Annotated in this window: 23 protein-coding genes and 1 tRNA gene; 1 reads left to right on the top strand and 23 read right to left on the bottom strand. The window is 70.7% G+C overall.

Annotated features, from left to right (window positions below):
• Positions 1 to 199: 199 nt before the first annotated feature.
• The 6 genes from thrB to ACFWTC_RS15765 all read right to left on the bottom strand — a co-directional run bounded on the left by thrB (position 200) and on the right by ACFWTC_RS15765 (position 6869).
• On the bottom strand, positions 200 to 1126 hold the full coding sequence (gene thrB, locus ACFWTC_RS15790) for a homoserine kinase (RefSeq protein ID WP_383917380.1): 927 nt from the start codon (positions 1124 to 1126) through the stop codon (positions 200 to 202).
• A gap of 286 nt (positions 1127 to 1412) precedes the next feature.
• The gene (thrC, locus tag ACFWTC_RS15785; RefSeq protein ID WP_383917383.1) at positions 1413 to 2483 is read right to left on the bottom strand and encodes a threonine synthase; all 1071 of its coding nucleotides are present in this window, start codon (positions 2481 to 2483) and stop codon (positions 1413 to 1415) included.
• Between the two features lie 6 nt (positions 2484 to 2489).
• Positions 2490 to 3791, bottom strand: coding sequence for a homoserine dehydrogenase (locus ACFWTC_RS15780; RefSeq protein WP_383917533.1), 1302 nt, complete (start codon positions 3789 to 3791; stop codon positions 2490 to 2492).
• 127 nt (positions 3792 to 3918) lie between these two features.
• Positions 3919 to 5310 carry a diaminopimelate decarboxylase gene (gene lysA / locus ACFWTC_RS15775; protein WP_383917386.1) on the bottom strand — a complete coding sequence of 464 codons (1392 nt, stop codon included), beginning with the start codon at positions 5308 to 5310 and terminating at the stop codon, positions 3919 to 3921.
• 19 nt (positions 5311 to 5329) lie between these two features.
• Positions 5330 to 6301, bottom strand: a complete 972-nt coding sequence (nrtL, locus tag ACFWTC_RS15770) for an ArgS-related anticodon-binding protein NrtL (protein WP_383917389.1) — start codon at positions 6299 to 6301, stop codon at positions 5330 to 5332.
• Between the two features lie 94 nt (positions 6302 to 6395).
• Complete coding sequence (locus ACFWTC_RS15765; RefSeq protein ID WP_383917392.1) at positions 6396 to 6869, bottom strand: PleD family two-component system response regulator; 474 nt, start codon at positions 6867 to 6869, stop codon at positions 6396 to 6398.
• 106 nt (positions 6870 to 6975) lie between these two features.
• Between ACFWTC_RS15765 and ACFWTC_RS15760 the strand changes: the two genes are divergently transcribed.
• Positions 6976 to 7047 (top strand) — tRNA-Arg (locus ACFWTC_RS15760).
• A gap of 161 nt (positions 7048 to 7208) precedes the next feature.
• Here the strand turns inward: ACFWTC_RS15760 and ACFWTC_RS15755 are convergent.
• From ACFWTC_RS15755 to ACFWTC_RS15675, 17 genes are all read right to left on the bottom strand, one after another.
• Positions 7209 to 7556 carry a hypothetical protein gene (locus ACFWTC_RS15755; protein ID WP_384026757.1) on the bottom strand — a complete coding sequence of 116 codons (348 nt, stop codon included), beginning with the start codon at positions 7554 to 7556 and terminating at the stop codon, positions 7209 to 7211.
• A gap of 69 nt (positions 7557 to 7625) precedes the next feature.
• Positions 7626 to 9068, bottom strand: a complete 1443-nt coding sequence (locus ACFWTC_RS15750) for a tyrosine-type recombinase/integrase (RefSeq protein WP_384026955.1) — start codon at positions 9066 to 9068, stop codon at positions 7626 to 7628.
• Positions 9069 to 9088: 20 nt separating this feature from the next.
• Complete coding sequence (locus tag ACFWTC_RS15745) at positions 9089 to 9259, bottom strand: helix-turn-helix transcriptional regulator (protein WP_384026957.1); 171 nt, start codon at positions 9257 to 9259, stop codon at positions 9089 to 9091.
• 344 nt (positions 9260 to 9603) lie between these two features.
• Positions 9604 to 11151, bottom strand: coding sequence for a YfjI family protein (locus tag ACFWTC_RS15740; protein ID WP_384026759.1), 1548 nt, complete (start codon positions 11149 to 11151; stop codon positions 9604 to 9606).
• Complete coding sequence (locus ACFWTC_RS15735; RefSeq protein WP_384026762.1) at positions 11148 to 12077, bottom strand: bifunctional DNA primase/polymerase; 930 nt, start codon at positions 12075 to 12077, stop codon at positions 11148 to 11150. The genes ACFWTC_RS15740 and ACFWTC_RS15735 overlap by 4 nt, the downstream gene beginning before the upstream one ends.
• A gap of 87 nt (positions 12078 to 12164) precedes the next feature.
• Entirely contained in the window at positions 12165 to 12455 is a 291-nt protein-coding gene (locus ACFWTC_RS15730; protein WP_384026764.1) for a hypothetical protein, read from the bottom strand.
• Between the two features lie 12 nt (positions 12456 to 12467).
• The gene (locus ACFWTC_RS15725; RefSeq protein ID WP_384026767.1) at positions 12468 to 12770 is read right to left on the bottom strand and encodes a hypothetical protein; all 303 of its coding nucleotides are present in this window, start codon (positions 12768 to 12770) and stop codon (positions 12468 to 12470) included.
• A gap of 8 nt (positions 12771 to 12778) precedes the next feature.
• Positions 12779 to 13003, bottom strand: a complete 225-nt coding sequence (locus ACFWTC_RS15720) for a hypothetical protein (protein WP_384026770.1) — start codon at positions 13001 to 13003, stop codon at positions 12779 to 12781.
• Positions 13000 to 13605, bottom strand: a complete 606-nt coding sequence (locus ACFWTC_RS15715; protein WP_384026773.1) for a hypothetical protein — start codon at positions 13603 to 13605, stop codon at positions 13000 to 13002. Before ACFWTC_RS15715 ends, ACFWTC_RS15720 begins: the two co-directional genes overlap by 4 nt.
• A complete protein-coding gene (locus tag ACFWTC_RS15710) occupies positions 13602 to 13802 on the bottom strand; it encodes a hypothetical protein (RefSeq protein WP_384026775.1) in 201 nt (66 codons plus the stop codon). Before ACFWTC_RS15710 ends, ACFWTC_RS15715 begins: the two co-directional genes overlap by 4 nt.
• 25 nt (positions 13803 to 13827) lie before the next feature.
• Entirely contained in the window at positions 13828 to 14079 is a 252-nt protein-coding gene (locus tag ACFWTC_RS15705; RefSeq protein WP_384026777.1) for a hypothetical protein, read from the bottom strand.
• 140 nt (positions 14080 to 14219) lie between these two features.
• Positions 14220 to 16406: a cell division protein FtsK gene (locus tag ACFWTC_RS15700; protein WP_384026780.1), complete on the bottom strand. Its 2187-nt coding sequence runs from the start codon at positions 16404 to 16406 to the stop codon at positions 14220 to 14222.
• Positions 16407 to 16507: 101 nt separating this feature from the next.
• Positions 16508 to 16897, bottom strand: a complete 390-nt coding sequence (locus ACFWTC_RS15695) for an RRQRL motif-containing zinc-binding protein (RefSeq protein ID WP_384026783.1) — start codon at positions 16895 to 16897, stop codon at positions 16508 to 16510.
• Complete coding sequence (locus tag ACFWTC_RS15690; RefSeq protein ID WP_384026786.1) at positions 16894 to 17994, bottom strand: conjugal transfer protein; 1101 nt, start codon at positions 17992 to 17994, stop codon at positions 16894 to 16896. The genes ACFWTC_RS15695 and ACFWTC_RS15690 overlap by 4 nt, the downstream gene beginning before the upstream one ends.
• Positions 17994 to 18638, bottom strand: a complete 645-nt coding sequence (locus ACFWTC_RS15685) for a GGDEF domain-containing protein (RefSeq protein ID WP_384026788.1) — start codon at positions 18636 to 18638, stop codon at positions 17994 to 17996. The genes ACFWTC_RS15690 and ACFWTC_RS15685 overlap by 1 nt, the downstream gene beginning before the upstream one ends.
• Entirely contained in the window at positions 18635 to 18955 is a 321-nt protein-coding gene (locus ACFWTC_RS15680) for a hypothetical protein (protein ID WP_384026791.1), read from the bottom strand. The genes ACFWTC_RS15685 and ACFWTC_RS15680 overlap by 4 nt, the downstream gene beginning before the upstream one ends.
• Before the next feature lie 81 nt (positions 18956 to 19036).
• Positions 19037 to 19507, bottom strand: a complete 471-nt coding sequence (locus ACFWTC_RS15675; RefSeq protein ID WP_384026794.1) for a transcriptional regulator — start codon at positions 19505 to 19507, stop codon at positions 19037 to 19039.
• Positions 19508 to 19764: the final 257 nt, after the last annotated feature.

The following is a 19764-nucleotide window of genomic DNA, read 5'->3' as shown; positions in this document are numbered from 1 at the left end:
GGGAGGCTCCCGGAGGAAAGGTGGTCCCGAATGGGGACACTGAGCACCGAGCCATGGCGGCTTCGGATGCTCACTTGAGACTAACACTACCGGATCCAACAGACATTCCCCCTCTCAATCACCGGCAACAGCGCCCTTCGGCGCGGGCGGCCTGCCCCGGCCGCCCGCCCCTGACCGGCCGCGTCTGCGCGGACGCGGCCTAGCCTCCCTGGGTGCCCAGGGGCAGCACGCTGGCGCCCGCGGCGTCGAGGGCGAGCCGGTTCGCGGCCCACCCCTCGCCCGCGAGCTGCGCGACCTTGTCGGCCGCACCGTTGTCGACCAGCGCGAGGACCGTGGGCCCCGCGCCGGAGATCACCGCGGGGATGCCGTCCGCCCTCAGCCGGGCGACGAGCGCCACGCTCTCGGGCATCGCCGGGGACCGGTAGTCCTGGTGGAGACGGTCCTCGGTGGCCGGCAGCAGGAACTCGGGACGCCTGGTCAGGGCCTCCACGAGCAGGGCCGCACGACCCGCGTTGGCGGCCGCGTCCACGTGCGGGACGGTGCGCGGCAGCAGGCCGCGCGCGGTCTCGGTCAGAACCGGCTTGGAGGGGACGAAGACCACCGGAACGATGGAATCGGCGGGCTCCATACGGATCGCCTTGGCACTGCCCCCGTCCATCCACGCCAGGGTGAAGCCGCCGAGCAGACAGGCGGCGACGTTGTCGGGGTGGCCCTCGATCTCGGTCGCGAGCTCCAGCAGGGCCGCGTCGTCGAGCTTGGCCTCGCCGCCTATGGTCACGGCGCGGGCGGCGACGATGCCGGCGCAGATCGCGGCGGAGGAGGACCCGAGGCCGCGCCCGTGCGGGATGCGGTTGGCGCAGACGACCTCGAGGCCGCGCGGCTGCCCGCCCAGCAGGTCGAAGGCGGTGCGCATGGAGCGTACGAGCAGGTGGCGCTCGTCCCGCGGGAGGGTGTCGGCTCCCTCGCCCGCGATGTCGATGTTCAGGCCGGAATCGGCCACCCGGACGACGACGTCGTCGTAGAGCCCCAGGGCCAGGCCCAGGGCGTCGAAGCCCGGGCCGAGGTTGGCACTGCTGGCGGGAACGCGCACCCGTACGGCGGCGGCGCGGAACGCTGGACCGGCCATCGTCCGATGACACTCCTTGTGACTGTGCGAGATCTACGCTGGCTCGCTGCGAATGTACTGCAGAACGTACGACACCCGAAGGCCCCCGGGGCAGCACCGCACGTCATATGCGCGGTGGCGGATGTGGGTACAGCGTATCGAAGGAAGGTTCCCCCGCGACATAGGGCGCACAGGAGGCGCACGATGCGTGTCGCGAACTCCGGCGGCGGTTATGACGTCGTACGGGGTGAGTTGCCGGGTTCCGGGGGTCGCGGGGACCCCCGGAACCCGGCTCTCGGGCCGAGCCTCAGACGAGACCGAGGCGGATGGCCGCGGCCTCGGCGTCCACCGGAATGGTGACGGGCTGCGGGGCGCCGGCGACGGCCCAGTCGGGGTCCTTCAGGCCGTTGCCGGTGACGGTGCACACGATCTTCTGGCCGGGGTCGACCAGGCCCAGCTCGGCGGCCTTGATCAGGCCGGCCACGGAAGCGGCCGAAGCGGGCTCGACGAAGACGCCCTCCTGGGAGGCCAACAGCCGGTACGCGGCCAGAATCTGACGGTCCGTCACCTCGTCGATGAAGCCGCCCGACTCGTCGCGCGCGGCGAGCGCGTAGTCCCAGGAGGCCGGGTTGCCGATGCGGATCGCGGTGGCGATGGTGTGCGGCTCCTTGACGACCTCGCCGCGCACGATGGGCGCGGAGCCGGAGGCCTGGAAACCCCACACGCGGGGGGTGCGGGAGGCGAGGCCGTCGGCCTTGTACTCCTTGAAGCCCCTCCAGTACGCCGTGATGTTGCCGGCGTTCCCGACGGGCAGGACGTGGATGTCGGGGGCGTCGCCGAGCGCGTCCACGATCTCGAACGCGGCCGTCTTCTGACCCTCGATGCGGACCGGGTTGACCGAATTGACCAGCGCCACCGGGTAGTTGTCGGACAGTGCGCGGGCCAGGTCGAGGCAGTCGTCGAAGTTGCCGTCCACCTGGAGGATCTTGGCGCCGTGGACCAGGGCCTGGCCCATCTTGCCCAGCGCGATCTTGCCGCGGGGCACGAGCACCGCGCAGACCATTCCGGCGCGCACCGCGTAGGCGGCGGCGGAGGCCGAGGTGTTGCCGGTGGAGGCGCAGATGACCGCCTTGGCGCCCTCCTCCTTGGCCCGGGTGATCGCCATGGTCATGCCGCGGTCCTTGAAGGACCCGGTGGGGTTCGCCCCCTCGACCTTGAGGTGCACCTCGCAGCCCGTGCGCTCGGAGAGCACCTGCGCGGGGACCAGCGGGGTGCCGCCTTCGCGGAGTGTGACCACGGGAGTCTTGTCCGTCACCGGCAGGCGGTCCCGGTACTCCTCGATGATGCCGCGCCACTGGTGGGTGGGATTGCTGCTCATGGGTCCTTACTCCCCTTCTACACGCATGATGCTGGCGACACCGCGGACGGTGTCCAGCTTCCGCAGCGCCTCGACGGTCCCGGAGAGGGCGGCGTCGGGCGCACGGTGGGTGACGACGACGAGGGAGGCCTCATTGCCGACCCCGTCCGGACGTCCTTGCTGTCGTACCGTGTCGATCGACACGCCGTGCTCGGCGAAGGTGGTCGCCACCTGGGCGAGGACGCCCGGCTTGTCCGCCACGTCGAGGCTGATGTGGTAGCGGGTGACGACCTCGCCCATGGCACTGACCGGCAGCTGGGTGTACGCCGACTCACCCGGCCCCGTCGCCTCGGCGAGCTTGTTGCGGCAGACGGCGACGAGGTCGCCCAAGACCGCGGACGCGGTCGGCGCGCCGCCCGCGCCGGGCCCGTAGAACATGAGCCGCCCGGCGGCCTCGGCCTCGACGAACACCGCGTTGTACGCCTCGCGGACGGAGGCCAGCGGGTGCGTGAGCGGGATCATCGCGGGGTGGACGCGGGCGGTGACGGACGCGCCGTCGGCGGCCCGCTCCAGGATCGCCAGGAGCTTGATGGTGCAGCCCATCCGCTTGGCCGAGGCGAAGTCGGAGGCGCTGACCTCGGTCATGCCCTCGCGGTACACGTCGTCGAGGCGGACCCGGGTGTGGAACGCGATGCCGGCGAGGATCGCGGCCTTGGCGGCGGCGTCGTAGCCCTCCACGTCGGCGGTCGGGTCGGCCTCGGCGTACCCCAGGGCGGTGGCCTCGTCGAGGGCCTCCTGGTAGCCGGCGCCGGTGGAGTCCATCTTGTCGAGGATGAAGTTCGTCGTGCCGTTGACGATGCCCATCACGCGGTTGATCTTGTCGCCGGCGAGGGACTCGCGCATCGGGCGGACCAGCGGGATGGCGCCGGCGACGGCGGCCTCGTAGTAGAGGTCCCGGCCGTGCTGCTCGGCGGCGGCGTGCAGCGCGGCACCGTCCTGGGCCAGCAGCGCCTTGTTCGCGGAGACGACGGACGCGCCGTTCTCGAAGGCGGTGGTGATGAGGGTGCGGGCCGGCTCGATGCCGCCGATGACCTCGACGACCACGTCGATGTCACCGCGTTTGAGCAGGGCGGTCGCGTCCGTGGTGATCAGCGCGGGGTCGATGCCCTCGCGCACCTTCGAGGGGCGGCGTACGGCCACGCCCACGAGCTCGACGGGCGCGCCGATCCTCTGCGTGAGGTCGTCGGCGTGCGTCGTCATGATGCGCGCCACCTCTGAGCCGACCACTCCACAGCCCAGCAGCGCCACCTTCAGCGGACGCGTACGCATCATTCGACCTACGCCTTTCGATCTTCCAGCATGAAACCGCGCGCGGATTGCACGGCGGTCGTGAACCAGTCTCACTCAATGGACAGCACTTTCCATCCTCGGTCCATTGAGTGAGACACCGATTTCATCATCCGAGGTCGAGTCGCAGGAGATCTTCCTCCGTCTCCCGGCGGACGATCACCCGGGCCGCTCCGTCACGCACGGCGACGACCGGCGGACGCAGCGCGTGGTTGTAGTTGCTGGCCATCGAGCGGCAGTACGCGCCGGTCGCGGGGACGGCGAGGAGGTCGCCGGGGGCCAGGTCGGCCGGCAGGAACGCGTCCTTGACGACGATGTCCCCGCTCTCGCAGTGCTTGCCGACGACGCGGACGAGCATGGGCTCGGCGTCGGAGGTGCGGGAGACGAGCGCGATGGAGTATTCGGCGTCGTACAGGGCCGTCCGGATGTTGTCGGACATGCCGCCGTCGACGGAGACGTACGTCCGCAGGCCCTCCAGCGGCTTGATCGTGCCGACCTCGTAGAGGGTGAAGGCGGTCGGGCCGACGATGGCCCGGCCGGGCTCGACGGAGATCCGCGGGGCGCGCAGGCCGGCGCCCTCGCACTCGCGCGCCACGATCTCGTGGAGGGCCTTGGCGATGTCGTGCGGCTCGGCGGGGTCGTCCGCGGGGGTGTACGCGATGCCGAGCCCGCCGCCGAGGTCGATCTCGGGGAGCTGGACGCCGTGCTCGTCGCGTACGGCGGCAAGCAGCCGCACGACGCGCTTGGCGGAGACCTCGAAGCCGGCCATGTCGAAGATCTGCGAGCCGATGTGGGAGTGGAGGCCGAGCAGCTCCAGGCTGTCGTGGCCCAGCGTGCGCCGGACGGCCTCCGCGGCGGACCCGTCGCCCACGGCGATGCCGAACTTCTGGTCCTCGTGCGCGGTCGCGATGAACTCGTGGGTGTGCGCCTCAACGCCGACGGTGACGCGGATCTGCACGGGCTGGCGTACGCCGAGCTCGCGGGCGATGTGCGCGACGCGGGCGATCTCCTGGAAGGAGTCGAGGACGATGCGGCCCACACCGGCCTCGATGGCACGCGTGATCTCGGCGACGGACTTGTTGTTGCCGTGGAGCGCGATGCGCGCGGCGGGCATGCCGGCGGCGAGGGCGGTGGCCAGCTCGCCGCCCGAGCAGACGTCGAGGTTGAGCCCCTCTTCCCCCAGCCACTTCACGACGGCCTTGGAGAGGAACGCCTTGCCCGCGTAGAAGACGTCGGCGTCCTTGCCGAACGCGAGGGCCCAGGCGCGGCAGCGCGCGCGGAAGTCCTCCTCGTCGAGGAAGTAGGCGGGGGTCCCGAACTCCTCGGCGAGCCTGGTCACTTCGATCCCGCCGACGACGGCGACCCCGTCCGCGTTGCGGTGGACGGTCCGGGCCCAGACCTTCTCGTCGAGGACGTTGAGGTCGGCTGCGGGCGGGGAGTAGTGCCCTTCGGGCATGACGTCGGCGTGGCGGGGCCCGGCGGGGTGCGCGGAACGGCTCATCGGTATCTCTCTTCGCGGGTCACAGGCGTTCGGGTGCGTCGATGCCGAGCAGGGCCAGGCCGCCGGCCAGCACCGTCCCGGCGGCTTCGGCGAGGGCCAGCCGGGCGCGGTGGGCGGCCGAGGGTTTCTCGTCCCCCTGGGGCAGGACGCGGTACTGGAAGTCGAGGAACGCGTCGGCCAGCTCGACGAGGTGCCGGACGAGGCGTTCGGGCGCCCGGTGGTGCGCGGCGGCTTCGAGGACCAGCGGGTGGTCGGCGAGCACGCGCAGCAGCGCGGGGGCGTCGTCCACCTCCCCGACGGCGGGGCCGAAGCCCAGGTCACGGGCGTTGCGCAGGAGGGCGCGGCTGCGGGAGTGGGCGTACCGCACCCGGAAGAACTCGCTGTCCTCGCCCTGGACGAGGAGCCGGTCGGAGAACGCGGGCGTCTCGCGGGCCGGGACGGCGAGCACGGCCCAGAGCGCGGCGTCGGCCCCGTACCGGGCGAGGACGTCGCCGTCCCGCTGGGCGAGGGGCGCGGCGGGGGTGCCTGGTGCGTCGTAGGGCGGCGGGCCCTGGGTGTGCAGGATCCGTACGACGGCCTCGCGCACGGCCCGCTCACGCAGCCCGGCCGTCCCGGGGGCGGCGGCGGGCGGGGTGGGGGGCGGCGCGGACACGGCTGTGGCTGCGGCTGCGGCTGCGGCTGCGGAGTCGATGACCCGGGGGGCGGAGAGGGCCGGCAGTACGAAGTTCACGAACCCGGGGCCGGTGACCTCGACGCGCTCGATCCCGGGGACACCACCCAGCCGGCGGGCCAGTACGGCCGCGACGTCGGCGGGGCGCATCCGGGCGCCCTTCGCGATCTGGAAGGCGACGGGCGAGGCGTACTCCCCCACTCCCCCGGGCCGCGTCCGCTCGACGACCACCCGCTCGGGCGGGACCCCGCCCAGCTCCCCGTCCTCGACGGCGCAGCGCACGGCGTGCGCGACGGTACGGGGGAGGTCGGCGGGGTTCACGGGACCCAGCCTAGGGGAGACACCCCGGCGTCACGCCAAGGGTTTCGCCATGTGAACAGGTGCCGCTCGCGGGCGGCCCGGCCGTCACGGGGAACTACCCCCTGCCCCTCCCGGCGGGGGCCCCTTTCCTCCCGTCGCGCCGGTCCTTGCGCTCGACCAGCCGCCGCACGACCCGCACCAGCTCGGCGGGCTCGAAGGGCTTGGCGACGAAGGCGTCCACCCCGGCGACGATGCCGGCCTCGACCTCGTACTGCGTACAGGCGCTGACGATGGCGACGGGCAGGTGCCGCGTCCGCGGATCGGCCCGCAACTGGGCGACGGCCCCGAACCCGTCGAGCCGCGGCATGACCACATCGAGCGTGATCACATCAGGACACACGCGGTGCACGACGTCCATGCACTCGGCACCATCGTTCGCGGTCACGACCTCGAAGCCCTCCAGCTCGAGATTGACCTTGATCAGCTGCCGGATGACCTTGTTGTCATCGACAACAAGCACCCGGCCCGAGACGCCTGGCACAACTCGAGAGTAGGTCCGCCGGGGCCCCCGCGTCCGGGCTTTCGCCACTTCCACCCCACCGGGCGACGCACCCCTCCTCCCGCCGCCGAATAGGTTCCTGATCACCCCGGGGAAGCTGGTAGTGTTCAACCCGTCGCCGCAAGTCGGCGGACGCGCCCCCGTAGCTCAGGGGATAGAGCAACGGCCTCCGGAGCCGTGTGCGCAGGTTCGAATCCTGCCGGGGGCACTCCAGCCGGAACAACGCGATCACCACGTTGACCAGCTGAAGTGCCAAGCATGAAGGCCCGAACTCAGTCCCACTGAGTCCGGGCCTTTGTCGTTGTCACGCACAGGTCCCGTGTGAGCAGCGTGTGGGCCGGCGGTGCTCGCGTCAGGTTCCGACGGCGGCTACGCCCACAGTGAGACCACACTGGCCGCGGCGCTGATCAAGACACCGAGCGCTGTCAGGAGGGCAGGCCACTTCAGGTTGTTGACCACTAGAGAAAGCGCTGCGAGCTGCGCGTTTTCTTCGAAGTACTCCAACTTCCCCCAATTCCCTGTCGGTGACCGGAGCGCGTAGCGCCTAGGCGTCTTGTCCTCATCCGAAATGCCAGGGTCCTGACTGATGGCCTCCAGCTGATCGAGATCCCGCTGCAGGGTGCGGTAGCTACGAACGATGTCGACGGCGCCCCAGTAGACGCCAAGCACTGAAGAAGCCGCACCAAGGCAAGTCAGAGTTATCGAGAGCATGAGCATGCAAAGAAATTAGCTGTTCGGCCACTTTGACATCACCTGTTTACGCCACTGGGCTGGCGGCGGGCATAATCACACACCGGGCCCCCAGCCCATCGCCTCCTCAATCTTCCTGTTGTTCAGCTCCTCGTGGCCGTCGATGCAGCCCTCGTAGCGCCGGTGAATGACCTCCGGTGAGTTGCCCGCGCGGCGAGCTACCTCGGCCACCGGCACCCCCGCGTTTAGCCAGTTGGTGATGCAGGTGTGCCTGAGGTCGTACGGCCGGCGCGCGAGCGGTGCGGCGGCCCGGTCCGGAGGGAGCGCGAAGGGTCGCGCTTCCTGCCAGACCCTCCAGTAGCTGGAGGTGCCGAGCACACCCCCGCGCTCGTTAGCGAAGAGCCTGCCGCCCTCGGCCGTGCCGAACTCCGCTACGTGGTCGCGGAGCATCGCTACCAGGAGTGGTGGGATGGGCACCGGTCGGTCCGCTTTGGCCTCGCGCGATTTGAGCCCCCGCTTGTCGTGGCGCTTCCCGGAGTCCGTCCACCTCTTGCCGGAGACCGGCAGCGTCTCCCGGAGCGTGAGCATGCCCCACCCTGTCTCCGGTAGGTAGCAGTCCCTCTCGCGTAACCCGACCGCTTCCGCCGGCCGCATCGCCGCGTAGAGCTGGCAGCCGAAGAAGGCGACCAGCCGCCGCCCCCTGTTCCGGTGGACGGAGCCGACGTAGGAGACGGCGGTCAGGAGCTGGCTTCCCTGGACAGCGTTGACCAGCACTCGGGGGTCCACCACGTCGCCGCCCTTAGGCCCGGCTCGCTTGACACCGGCGAGCGGGTTGGCGTCCAGGTAACCCGCCTCGATCGCGTACTCCATGGCGGTGTTGAAACCTCGGCGGCGCCGTTTGTAGGTCTCTCCCGCGGCCGGGGTGTCGTCCAGCTTGAAGGCCAGCCGGTACTGGACGTCCCGGAGCACCCTCGGGTCCATGAGGTCCGAGAGTGGCCGCGAGCGGCGCGAGAGCCACGCACAGGGAGCCGCAAGGGCAGGCGGGGGCTCCTCGCCTTCGTGCGCCGGTACGACGGCCCAGCGCACGGCGAGCCGGACCTCTTCCGGAGTCGGGGCCTTGGCGCCATCGCCCGTCATGGCGATGGCCACCGTGGCGAGGCTGTCGGCCAGTCCCTCGCGGGTCTTCGCCGCGGCCGTCTTCCACCGGACAGCCATGTACTCGCGACTGAAGTCCCACCAGGTGGGATCCGGTCTGACGTTCTCCTTCGCGGCCGCCGCGAGGAGTTCGGACTCAGGCAACCCCGAATCCACGTCGAACAGTTGGCCCTTGGTCATCGCCTTCCACAGCTCTGAGCGGCGGCTATCGGCGAGCGCGACCGTGGCGAAGCTGGCGTGGCACACCTTCCCGGCCACGACCCAGCGCAGTTGGTACGGCGCGGACTTGCTGGAAATCTTGGTGATCTTCCAGATTCGGACATCTGCGGTAAGGGTGAGCTCGGCCGGCGGAACCGGGCCCTCGCCATCGCGGGGGCCCGGCACCTGCTTGGTCTTGCGGTTGCTCACGCGGCTTCCTCCAGGGTTGCGATCCAGCGCTCAAAGTCCGAGCGCCGGATTCGCACCGCGCCGTTCGGAAGCTTGATGGCCTTGGGGCCCTTCCGGAGCTGTCGCCAGCGGTAGAACGTCGCTCGCGGAACGCCGATCTCTTCGATCACCTGCGGGATGGTCAGCATCTCGTCACGCGGCGCGGCCACGGTTCCTCCACGGGGCAGAGCGGTCAGGTACGGGCAGATGTCCGCCGCACAAACCGCAGAAAGCCTGTACGGCCCTCTGACCTGCATGTCTGTGGTGCGGTTTTGTGCGGCGGGGCCCTCCGCAGAAATCCGCGAAAATCCGCAATATTCAGTGGCCCGCAGCAGCAGGGGGCGGGCCGGGGATTTTTGCGGAATTACTTGGGATTTGTGCGGTTGGGCCCTGCCGGGGCGGCGTGATGGGATTTCCCGCAGGTCAGCGGCAGGGTGCGCATCTTTCTGCTTTTGTGCGGTTTGTGCGGGCGGGTTGGGAGGGAAGCGCCCCGTCATCCGGCTTCCTCCAGCAGGTTGGGGTGGACGCGGTAGCGGGGCGCTGGCGGCCGGCCCCGCGCTCCGGTGCGCTCGGGCTGGTAGGCACGGAGGTAGCCGTGCTCTTCCAACAGCGCGGTCGCCGGTTCGAGGTCGGCAACGTTGGGGAACTCGGATCGGGACAGCTTGGTGAAGAGATCTCGACGGCTGACGTCCGCCCAGCCGGTTCCCCTCAGGGCCTCCAGCACGGCGCGGGCGCGGCCGACGGTGGGGTCGGCGCCCATGACGTCGAAGACGCCGAGGGCGTGGGCGGTGAAGTACTCCCCCAGGGTGATCGCCGCCGACATGGTGGCCTCGGAGACCGGCTTGGTATGCCCGCCCTCCAGGTGCTCGGCCAGGTGCAGCAGGGCGGCCATGCGGGCTACAGCGCCCGCGAGTTTCCCCGCCCAGTTGGCGATGTGCCCCAGTGCGCCGCCGCGGGCGGCGAGCTGCGGTTCCACCCGTTGCTGGTAGGTGATCAGTGCTTTGTCCGCCTCAGGGCTGAGCTGGATGACGGCGGGGTCGGTCCACTCGGCCAACCAGAGGGTGAGCGCCAGGACGTTACCGGCGTAGGTGGCAGCGATGTCTTCGGGGATCTGGTCCGTGATGACCTCGCGCTCACCGACCAGCGAGCGGGGCATCGAGTACAGGAACCGGGCCAGCAGGCCGCGCCCGTCGAAGCCTTTGACCCTCGTGATGTCGCGAAGCACGTCTGGTTGAACGGCCAGCCCGATGGTCAGGGCCGGGCGGTCGATGTACTCGCGGCGGGTCTGCCGGTTGACCCGGAGCCGGTCTCCGGCATGGCCCTTGAGGAAGACCTCCATGTTGGGGGCCCCGGAGTAGCGTCCGGCGATGATGTCGAAGATCCCGCCCTCGGCCGACATCACGGCGAGCCTGCCGCCCTGCTCCGCGATCAGCGAGGTGACCGTCTCGGAGGTGGAGTCGTCGGCGAGCAGCAGGGGTTCGACCGGCACGGCCACCGATTCGGCTGTCTGCGCCAGCCCGATCGCCTCGGCGATCAGCTCTTCCCGCTTCCCGCCCTCGGCCTTCACAGCCTTGGCGGCGGCGTTGTCAGCTGCCTCCTTCGCCAGCCGGGCAGTCATCGCCGCTTCCACGATGGCCGGGGCCATGGTCACCTGAAGCTTCTTCTCCGCCTCGTACAGCGGATCCGTCAGCAGGGAGAAGACGGCGGACTTGCGATTGGCCGGGGGCAGGGCGCACACCACGTACAGATTGGTTGGCTCCCGCCAGCTTCCCCGCACGTGGACGACCGACCGACCGCCGGCCGCCGCCGCGAGCACCGACAGGGCGATGGACCCGGGCAGGTCGATGGGGGTCTGCGTCTCCTCGGCGACGGCCCTGACGAACGCGCAGAGCCATTCCGGGAAGACGTGCGCGGGGAAAGGGGGTAGCTCGCGGCGCCCGCTGAGCGGGATCGGCTCCTCCCACGCCGCGTCCGCGGGCACGGGCTCACCGCTCGTATTCATTCCCGCCCACAGGTCGCCTTCTGTGGGCTGCACGGTCATGCCGCCCCGCCCATGGCATTGCGGGCGCTGCGGTGGATGCCGTCGCGGATGCTGGCTGCGATCCGGGAGGGTGCGAGTCCCTTGGGCAGAGCCGCTTCGGTGAGCGCGTCGGTCACCTCGTGCTCGGTGAGGGTCCCCACGGCAACGAGGCGGCCGAGGGCGTAGGCCGCGTTGTAGAGCGTCGTGTTCTGGGTGCCGGTGGCGGCGGCCGTGACCTTGGCGACTTCGCCGTTCAGGGCGGCTGTCGCGTACCGGTCGCCCTTCCCGATGCGGGCGCGGAGAACGGCCACGGGGACGGGGGCGGGTGCGGGCGGGGTGATGAGCAGGTCACCGAGCCACGTGGGGAGGGGGGCCGGGGGCGCTTCGTGAATGATCTCGTACGAGCCGGTACCCACGGTGCTGCCGGCCGCGACCACGTACCCGCCCCAGGCTCGCGTGTCGACCCTCCACCCCAACCGCCCTGCGCTCCCACGTAGCTGCTTTTCTGCGGGGGCGGTGAAGTACAGGTGCTGTCCGCCACGGCGGGTGCGCACCGTGAACGTCTCAGTTGGCAGCCGCTCACCCGCGCGCTCGCAGATCATCGCGAACACGTCCAGGCCATCGGTCGCCCCCGCCCATTCGGCCGGCGCGGGTCCGTCCTCGGCCTTGGGGATGTCGAGGTCCACGACCAGGAGTCCGGCGGGGCCGGTGGCGATGCCGACGTTGTAGGGGGCCGCCTGCCAGCAGGCGGTGATCTGGCCGGGGTCGAGGGTGGCGCGCTGTTCGGGGGTGCGGTGGCCGTCCGTGCAGCGGCCGGTGCGGGGGCAGTTGCGTTCGGGGTGCCCGGCGGGCCGCTTGTCTCCGGGGCGGAGCGGGAAGACGGGCCAGCCGCGTTCTGCGGCGGCCAGGGCGGCATGCAGCAGCGCGGGGGTGGGGGTTGGTGTCATGCTGGGGGTGCTCCTGTTTCTGCGAAGGGACTGGGCAAGCCGGGGCGGTCGCGGTCTTGTGGTGAGAGGCGACCGCCCCGGGCGTAGCTAGAGGTCGGTGAGTGCGGCGGTGGGGATCTCGTAGACGTCGATGACGTCGCGGACGCCGTGCCAGCGGCCCGGGGTGTGGTGGATGTAGACCACGTGCAGCGGGATGCCGTCGCGGCCGGTGAAGGCGTAGACGTTGACCGCGTCGACGTTCTTGGGGCTCTTGCGGGCGCTGCGGATGTGGGACAGGGCCGCGATGACGCTGATGCGCTCGGGCCGGTACCTCGCCCCGTCGACCAGCGTGTGCATCGTGGGGTGCTGCGCGGTGCTCAGGGCGGGACTGGAGTTCAAGGTGATCTCTCCTCAATGGTGGCGGATCCAGAGGGCGTATTCCTGGCGGACGTAGCTGCGGGGGTCTGCGGTGTGGGGGCCGTCCGCGTAGTCGATCTCCATCAGGCAGCGAGCCGCTTCAACGGCACAGGTCGCGGCGTCGCCGCCTACGGGGTCGTCGTCGGTGAGGGCGATGCGGTCCAGGAGTGCGGCCTTGCGGAGCCAGAACTCCCGGACGTGGACGCCGTGCAGGCAGTCGCGGGCTCCGCGCGCGGTCCATCCGATCTCGCTGATGACGCTCGGCGCCTTGGCGTATGCGGCCTCTGGTGCGGGCATGTGGCCCTTCACTCGCTGTCCTCGGGCGTCCAGGCCGCGGCCTGCCAGGCCTTCCACTCGGCGCGGTTCACGCCGAGGCGGTGCGGGGCAAAGGCCGTGGCGGCGGCAAGGGCGAGGGTGGCGTGAACCTGCGCGGCCGCGAGGTAGAACCGCTCCATGTCGGAGCCGCTTACGGTGCCGAACGACTCCTCAATGTGTTCCTCGGCCTGGCGGTAGTGCTCGGGTCCGGTCATCGGTCTTTCCTTTCTTCGGAGGGAAGCTGCGGGAGTCCCGCGTCCGTGATGGCGTGCGGGTTGTAGCCGGGGAGGGTGGAGCGGGTGATGAGTGCGTTGGCGAGCTGTTCGGCGTAGATCGCGCCGGACCGGGCGACTTCGATCTGTGCTCCGGCGCGCAGCGCTTCGACGCGCTCGATGTGAGCGTGGTCTTCGCGGCGGCCGAGGGTCTGCCGCTCGTGCGCGACTCCCTCGCGGCGGTCGGTGCGCCAGTAGCGGGCGGCGAGTCCGTAGGCGACGGCGGTGGCCAGCGCCCACAGCAGGATCGGCAGGGAGAGGCCATCGGCGTATCCGGCGACTCCGGCCAGGGCCAGACCGCCGGACGTGGCGAACGCGGTCCCGGCGATGACGCTGCCACCGGAGCGGTTCCCGGCGGAGAACGCGCCGGCCGCCGCGGCGCCCGTGGCGAGCACGACCATGAGGGCCGCGTTGCCGATGCTGTGCTCGGCGCCGTTGGCGTTCCAGATCCGGCCCAGGATGAGCACGGTCGTGGTGGCCAGGGCGGGGGCCGCCTTGGGGGCGAGGTCGATGGCCCAGTGCCGGTAGGCGAGCGGCTGGTTCATCCCTGGCTCCCGAGGTCGGAGACGGCCTTGATGACGGCCGTGGTGAGCTGGTTGATGGGGCCGGACGCTCCGGTGGAGGCGAGGAAGAAGCCGAACATGATCGCGATGAACGCGGAGCCGTAACCGAGGGTCTTGGACCGGAGCAGGAAGAACAGGACCAGACCGAACAGGGCGACGAGCGAGAGGGTGATGGCCACGATGGTTATCCCTTTGGTGGTGGGGTCAGCGGGTGCCGTCGCGGTGGAGGCGCATGGCGACGTTGAGCAGGTGGCGGCCGATCCGGATGCGCTTGCGGTCGCCGTGGCAGCGGCGGCAGGTCTTGCCGGGCTTGAGGCGTCCGCGGCGGTCCTGCTTGAGGGCGTAGCCGAAGCCCTTGCACTTGCGGCAGTTGCCGAACGGGCTGGACACACACAGAGCGACGTAACAGAGCGTGAAGAGCAGGGCGAGCAGGCTAGCGGCGAGTGCGAGGGTCACAAGGGGCCTCCCAGGCCGGTTTTGAGGGCGTGCGGGGGCTGCCCGCTAGGTACTAGCGGGCTGATCAGGGATTGTTTGGGGTGCTAGCGGGGGTGCTAGACCTAGCGGGGTCTGCCGCTAGGTCTAGCGGCGAGGTGGGGCTAGCTCGCGTCCCGCTTTTCGTCACGCTCTGCGATGGCGGTGGTGACCTTGACGCGTTCGAAGCCACGTCGGTTGGCGCCCTTGCCGTCCTCGGTCTTGCCCCACACCTGGCCCGTAGGGACGCCGTAGGGCTTGAGTGCGGAGGTGAGCTGTTCGCTCTCCCAGCCGCCGTAGACCTCCGGCCGCAGCCCTGCCAGCCGTGCAACGGCCACCTCGTTCCACACCTTCGGCTCTTCCACCGGCACGACCGCGAGCAGGTCGCGCAGCAGGTCGAAGCTGGCCGTCTTGTCGGCCTCGGGTGCCTGCCCGGCGGCGTGGCCGGTCAGGGTGCCGGCGTCCTCGCGCAGGGCGCGGGCGCGGGAGGCGATGACCTCGGCGGCTACCGCGTCCACGTAGACGCTCCGGACGATCCGCGCGTCCGAGCCTTCACCGACGAAGTAGTGGATGCCCTTGTCTCCCCAGGCGAACATCGTGGCCCGCACACCCCGCTTGTAGGAGCCGGTGCCCAGGACCATGTCGTTCTCGATCTGGCCCATGACCTTCATGCAGAACCGGGTGGAGGCGTTGGCGCTGATCCCGGTCGGCAGGGACTTGGAGTCGGGGCGCTGGGTGGCAAGCAGCAGCGTGATCCCGGTGGCCGGTCCCCGCTTGACCAGGTCGGTGCAGATCTCTTCGAACTCCCCGCCGTACTTGGGGTGCTCGAACCACACCTGGCACTCGTCCACGCCGATCACGATCGGGTGGAGACCGAGCTTGGGCTTGCTGGCCAGCTCGGACGTCACCTTGGACTCGGGGCAGATGTCGCGAGGCAGGGAGCGGATCATCTTCGCCCTCCGGCGCAGCTCCTCCCGCAGGGCCCGCAGGTCCGCGATGGCGTACTCGATGTCTTCCTCGTCTTCACCGGCGCGGTGGCGGTGCGAGCACTTCTCGCCCACCGGGTCGAGGTCGCCGGTGCCCTTGAGGTCGTAGGTGTGCAGCTCGGCGCGGGGGTCGAGAGCTGCGATCAGTAGGAGCAGGCGCAGCAGGAACGTCTTGCCCATGCGCGGGATGGCTCCGACGATGCCCGCGATGTACATGAGGGAGAGGCTGACCCAGCGTCCGCGCTGGTCGGTGCCGAACGCGGTGGGCTTGAACAGGTCCACGCTGCCCGACGTGGCCAGCGGCCAGAGCGGCTGCTTGGCCTTGGACATGTCCTGGTCCCCCACCCACAGCACGAGGCGGCCGGTGTGTTCATCCGGTACCGCTTCGGGCCAGACGCAGCCCAGCGGCCGGCGCAGCCCTGAGGCGAGGCGGTCGCGGCGGTCCATGACGTCCGAGACGGTCACGCCGTAGGGCAGGTCGCCTTCCGCGCGCCAGCCCGGCCCGTCCCGGGTGATCGGGGCGGTGAACACGAACCCTTCCCGGCCCTTGGCTACCGCCTGGTTGATCTGGGAGATCGACAGTGCTGCCAGCGCGCGGAGCACAATGTCGCTGGTGAGCTTCTGTGCCTTGGGCAGTTCCACCGCCCGGTTGATGACCGGCGCGTCCGGCGACTCCCCGGCATAGCCGAGCGCCATCAGCACGGCGCCGACCGAGACGGTCATCAGCCAGGCCGGGGCCAGTACGTACAGGGCAAGCGCGGATCCCAGGCCGATGAACGAGGCCAGCACCACCACCAGGGTCCGCAGCCGCACGCGCCCGTCACGCTGCCGCGACAGCTTCAGGTAGGTGGCGGCGTCTTCCTTCTGCACCATGGCCAGGCGTACCGGCTCGCCCTCCTTATCGGCCACCCAACGCAGCGTTCCCCCGATGAACTTCGCCGCCCCGCGGGGGGACTGCAAGGCCAGCCGGGCGGCGTAGGCCGGGGAGCGGAAGGCGTGGAAGCCGACCATGTGGCCGTAGTGACGGGCCACCCAACCGGCGGCGGTCTTCAGCTCGGAACTCGACTTCAGCCACTCCGGTACGACCCGCCGACGCCTCGCCCCGGCCAGACGCCCGAGGTAGCCGGGGCCCTTCTGCTCCGGGCCGTCCACCCGGACCCGGGCGGTCGGGTCCAGCTCCTCCGGCCCGGTGGTCGGCTGGGGGGCTTCCTCGGCGGCCGCTTCGCGGGCCGTACGGACCTTGTCGAGGTCGACTACTTCGGCGCCGTCGTCGGCCATGTCGGCTTCGAGGCGGTGGAACAGTTCGCTTTCGTCGTCGTGGTTCACTGCTGGTTCCTTCCGGAAACGGGAGGGGTTGGAAGGGGTCCGGACGGCACTTAGCCGGTGGGCGGCGTCCGGGCCCCGCAAGGGGCAGGGCTGCGGGGAGTTCAGGCGGGGATCTGGGGTGCGTCGGCGCAGGTCACGCACATGCCGAGCGATGTCGGGATGCGGTATCCGGCGTCCCGTCGGCACTCGGGGCACACCTGCTGGGCGGCGTTCGCCTTGGCGAGCGCGGCCCATTTCGCGGGGGTCATCGGCCGGACCGGCTTCGCGCGGTCCAGGCGGTAGAGGTAGGCGACACGGATCGGGCTTTTGCCCTTGCGCCAGTAGCGGCGCGAGTACCACAGGACCTGTGCGGCGACGCCCTGCCCGCCCGGGCGTAAGCCGCGGGCGCGGAGCTGCCGGTGCGTGGCGTACTCCTTGGGGGCCATCCGCCACGGGTAGGTGGGGATGCCGTACCGGGCACCGGTCGGATCGTGGAGACGGCCGGCCGTCACGCGGCCGTCGCCTCAGCGTCCGGTACAGCACGCTCGGCTTTGAGCGTGTCGCGCAACAGACGGCCGTTGGCGGACGACGTACGGACCGCCTTGCGGATGGCCTCGGCCGTCAGCTGGCCATCGGACCAGTTCGCGGTGACCGACCGTGCTTCGTCCAGCAGCTCATCCGAGTCACGCGTCGGTCGGGGCGTACGGGCCGACTGAGGTACCCGACCGGTCGCCCGGCGCGGAGCCGACTCCACAGCCGCCACCGACTTCACCGGAATCGACTGCGGAACTTCAACCGGCTCGACTGCCGGAACCGACTCGGGCACCTTCACCGGCTCGATCACCGGTACCGAGTCGGCCGACTCGGAGACGGTGAGTTCGGCCGCCGGGGGCAGAGCCTCGGGGGCCGACTCGTGCAGGTCAGACCCCAACCGATTTACGGTGAACTCTGATGTTTCCTCCTGGTTTGCAGATGCGGTGAACATGGCGGCCAGGGCGGCGTCCGCACCGCTGGTGAGCCGGTCGCGCTGGACGTCCAGGAGCCGCGCGCCCAGCGACGCGTCGCCCAGCCCGACCTTGCGGGCCAGTTTCCAGGACGTGCGGTCGGATGACTTCCGCACCCGTGCCTGCGGGTGGTTCGCCGCCCGGGCCCGGTGGTAGGCCAGGGCCCGCACCACGGCGGCTGCCTTGGCTTCGGCTTCGATGTCGCGGCCGTCCTGGTGGACGACGATCCGCCGGGCGAGGAACGCCATGCCCTCGGCTGCGACGCACATGCCCATCGGGGTCACGGCGTAGATCACGGTGCGGCCCGGGTCATCGGCTGCCATTGCGGCCATCACCGATGCGGCGGCCGGCAGGGCCCACAGCCCTATCCGGATGATCGCCGGGGAGGACTGGCCCAGCATGGTCAGACCGAGCAGCACGAGCGCCAGAACGGCGGTCGCGCCCTCACCGGCCGCGACCGCGCCCAGCGCCGTGCCCGAGCCGTACGCGCGGCTGATGTTGCTGAACGTCCCGACCCCACCGGCGATGCCGGTGGCGAGCATGGGAACGAACGCGGCCGTCAGCACGATCTTCTGCGCCCGGGTCAGCGCGTTGCGGGTCGCCATCACGCCGCCTCCCCGCTGGTGCCGCGGCGCCCGTCACGACGGCCGTTGACCGTGGCCATCTCGGGGACGGTGAGCCGCTGGGCGATGCGCCAGCCTCCCCCGCGCTGCTTGGCCCGGTACATCTGCTCATCCGCGCGGCGCAGCAGGGTGGAAAGGTCGCCGGGGCCGGTGCGGTAGTAGGCCGCGCCGATCGAGGCGCTCACCTCGATGGCGTGTCCGTCGAATAGCACCGGCTGGTTGAGTCGGCCGGCCAGGGTGAACAGGTCGGCGCGCAGCTTGTCGATGCCGTAGCCGGGGATGATGGCGGCGAACTCGTCGCCACCCAGGCGCCCGGCCACTCCGGCGTGTTCCGCGGCCCACAGCCCGAGGCGGCGGCCGGTTTCGCGGAGAACTGCGTCTCCGGCCGCGTGGCCGTGGGTGTCGTTGATCTGTTTGAACCGGTTGAGGTCCAAGACGAGCACGGCACGCTGGCCCCCTCGGGCCCGGCTCTTGTGGGCCCGCTCCTCGAAGGGGGCCCGCGTCCACAACCCGGTGAGCGGGTCGCGGTGGGCCGCTTCGATCCGGCGCCGCATCCACAGGCTGTGCACGGACCAGCCGGACATCAGGGGAAGCGCCGCGGACAGGGCCGTCATGGTGTGGCTCATGCCGCTTCCCCCGTCCGGGTGGAGCGGGCGGCGTCGCGGGCCGCGCTCCGCAGGAAGGGGACGGTGCGGGTGAGCGCGTCGGCGTAGAGCGCGTCCCACGCGGCGATCTCGTCCCCGCCCTCGCCGAGGGCGGCCAGCTCGGCGATGACCTCACGGGCGACCGCCTCGCGGGCCGCCCGCTCCTGGGCGGTTTCCGGGGTGAGCGGGCCGCGGAACAGGTCCCGGTCCAGCCCCAGGGGCAGTTCATCGAAGCCGAGGGCCAGCTCTTCGAACTCGCCGGGGTTCACGATCTGGTGGTTACCGATGTACGAACGCATGTGGATCTCTCCTGATCAGCGAAGGGAACCCGGGGCGCCTCGGTCCGTGGTGAGAGGCAGCGCCCCGGGGGTGCACGGGGGTCAGACGGTGGTGATGAGGAGCGCGGCGATCAGCAGCCACAGGTGGTGGAAGGACTGGTCAAGCGCGTAAGCGCCGGTGCCGAGGTGAGCGGCCGGCGTCCCCTCGGTCGTAACCGGGTGCGCGGCGTGGGCAGGGGTGCCGAGGCTGTAGAACTCGCCCTTGCCGGTGACCTTGGCGAGCCAAGCGAGGGTGCTGCGTCGGTCGGCCCACCAGTGGCTCACCGCGTCCAGTCCGAGACCCGCTACCAGGCCGAGAACCGAGAGGTCCAGGCTCAGCAGGAAGGCCACGGGGAGGAGTAAGGCGAGCTTGGTGGCGGTCAGGGTGGCGACGTGGCGGGTGTCGGCCAGGCGGCCAGTCCAGCCCGGCTTGCCCTTGTGGGCCGACTGGTGGGAGGTCTGGACCCAGTGGTCGCCCACGCTGTGAGCGACGTACAGGGCGACGAACACGGCCGCGAACGTTGCAGCATCCACAAGAACTCCTTGGTCGAGGGGAAGCCGGGGCGGTCGCGGTCTGGTGGTGAGAGACGACCGCCCCAAGGGGTGCAGGCAGAGCCCCAGCAGGCGGGGCCGTGCTCCGGCCAGGAGTCGAACCTGACCTTCGACCATCGGAGCAACATGGAGGGCTAGGCCCTCCGATCACGCAATGCCGGATCCACCGCGACGGCGGATCCGGGCAGGCACCTGGCCCGACATGGGAGGTCGGGGTGGTGGCCTGCACCCATCACCAC

Origin of the sequence: Streptomyces sp. NPDC058619 (assembly GCF_042717785.1) — a bacterium.
GTDB lineage: Bacteria > Actinomycetota > Actinomycetes > Streptomycetales > Streptomycetaceae > Streptomyces.
The sequence above is the reverse complement of the archived record's forward strand: the minus strand, read 5'-3'. Positions and strand labels throughout refer to the sequence as shown.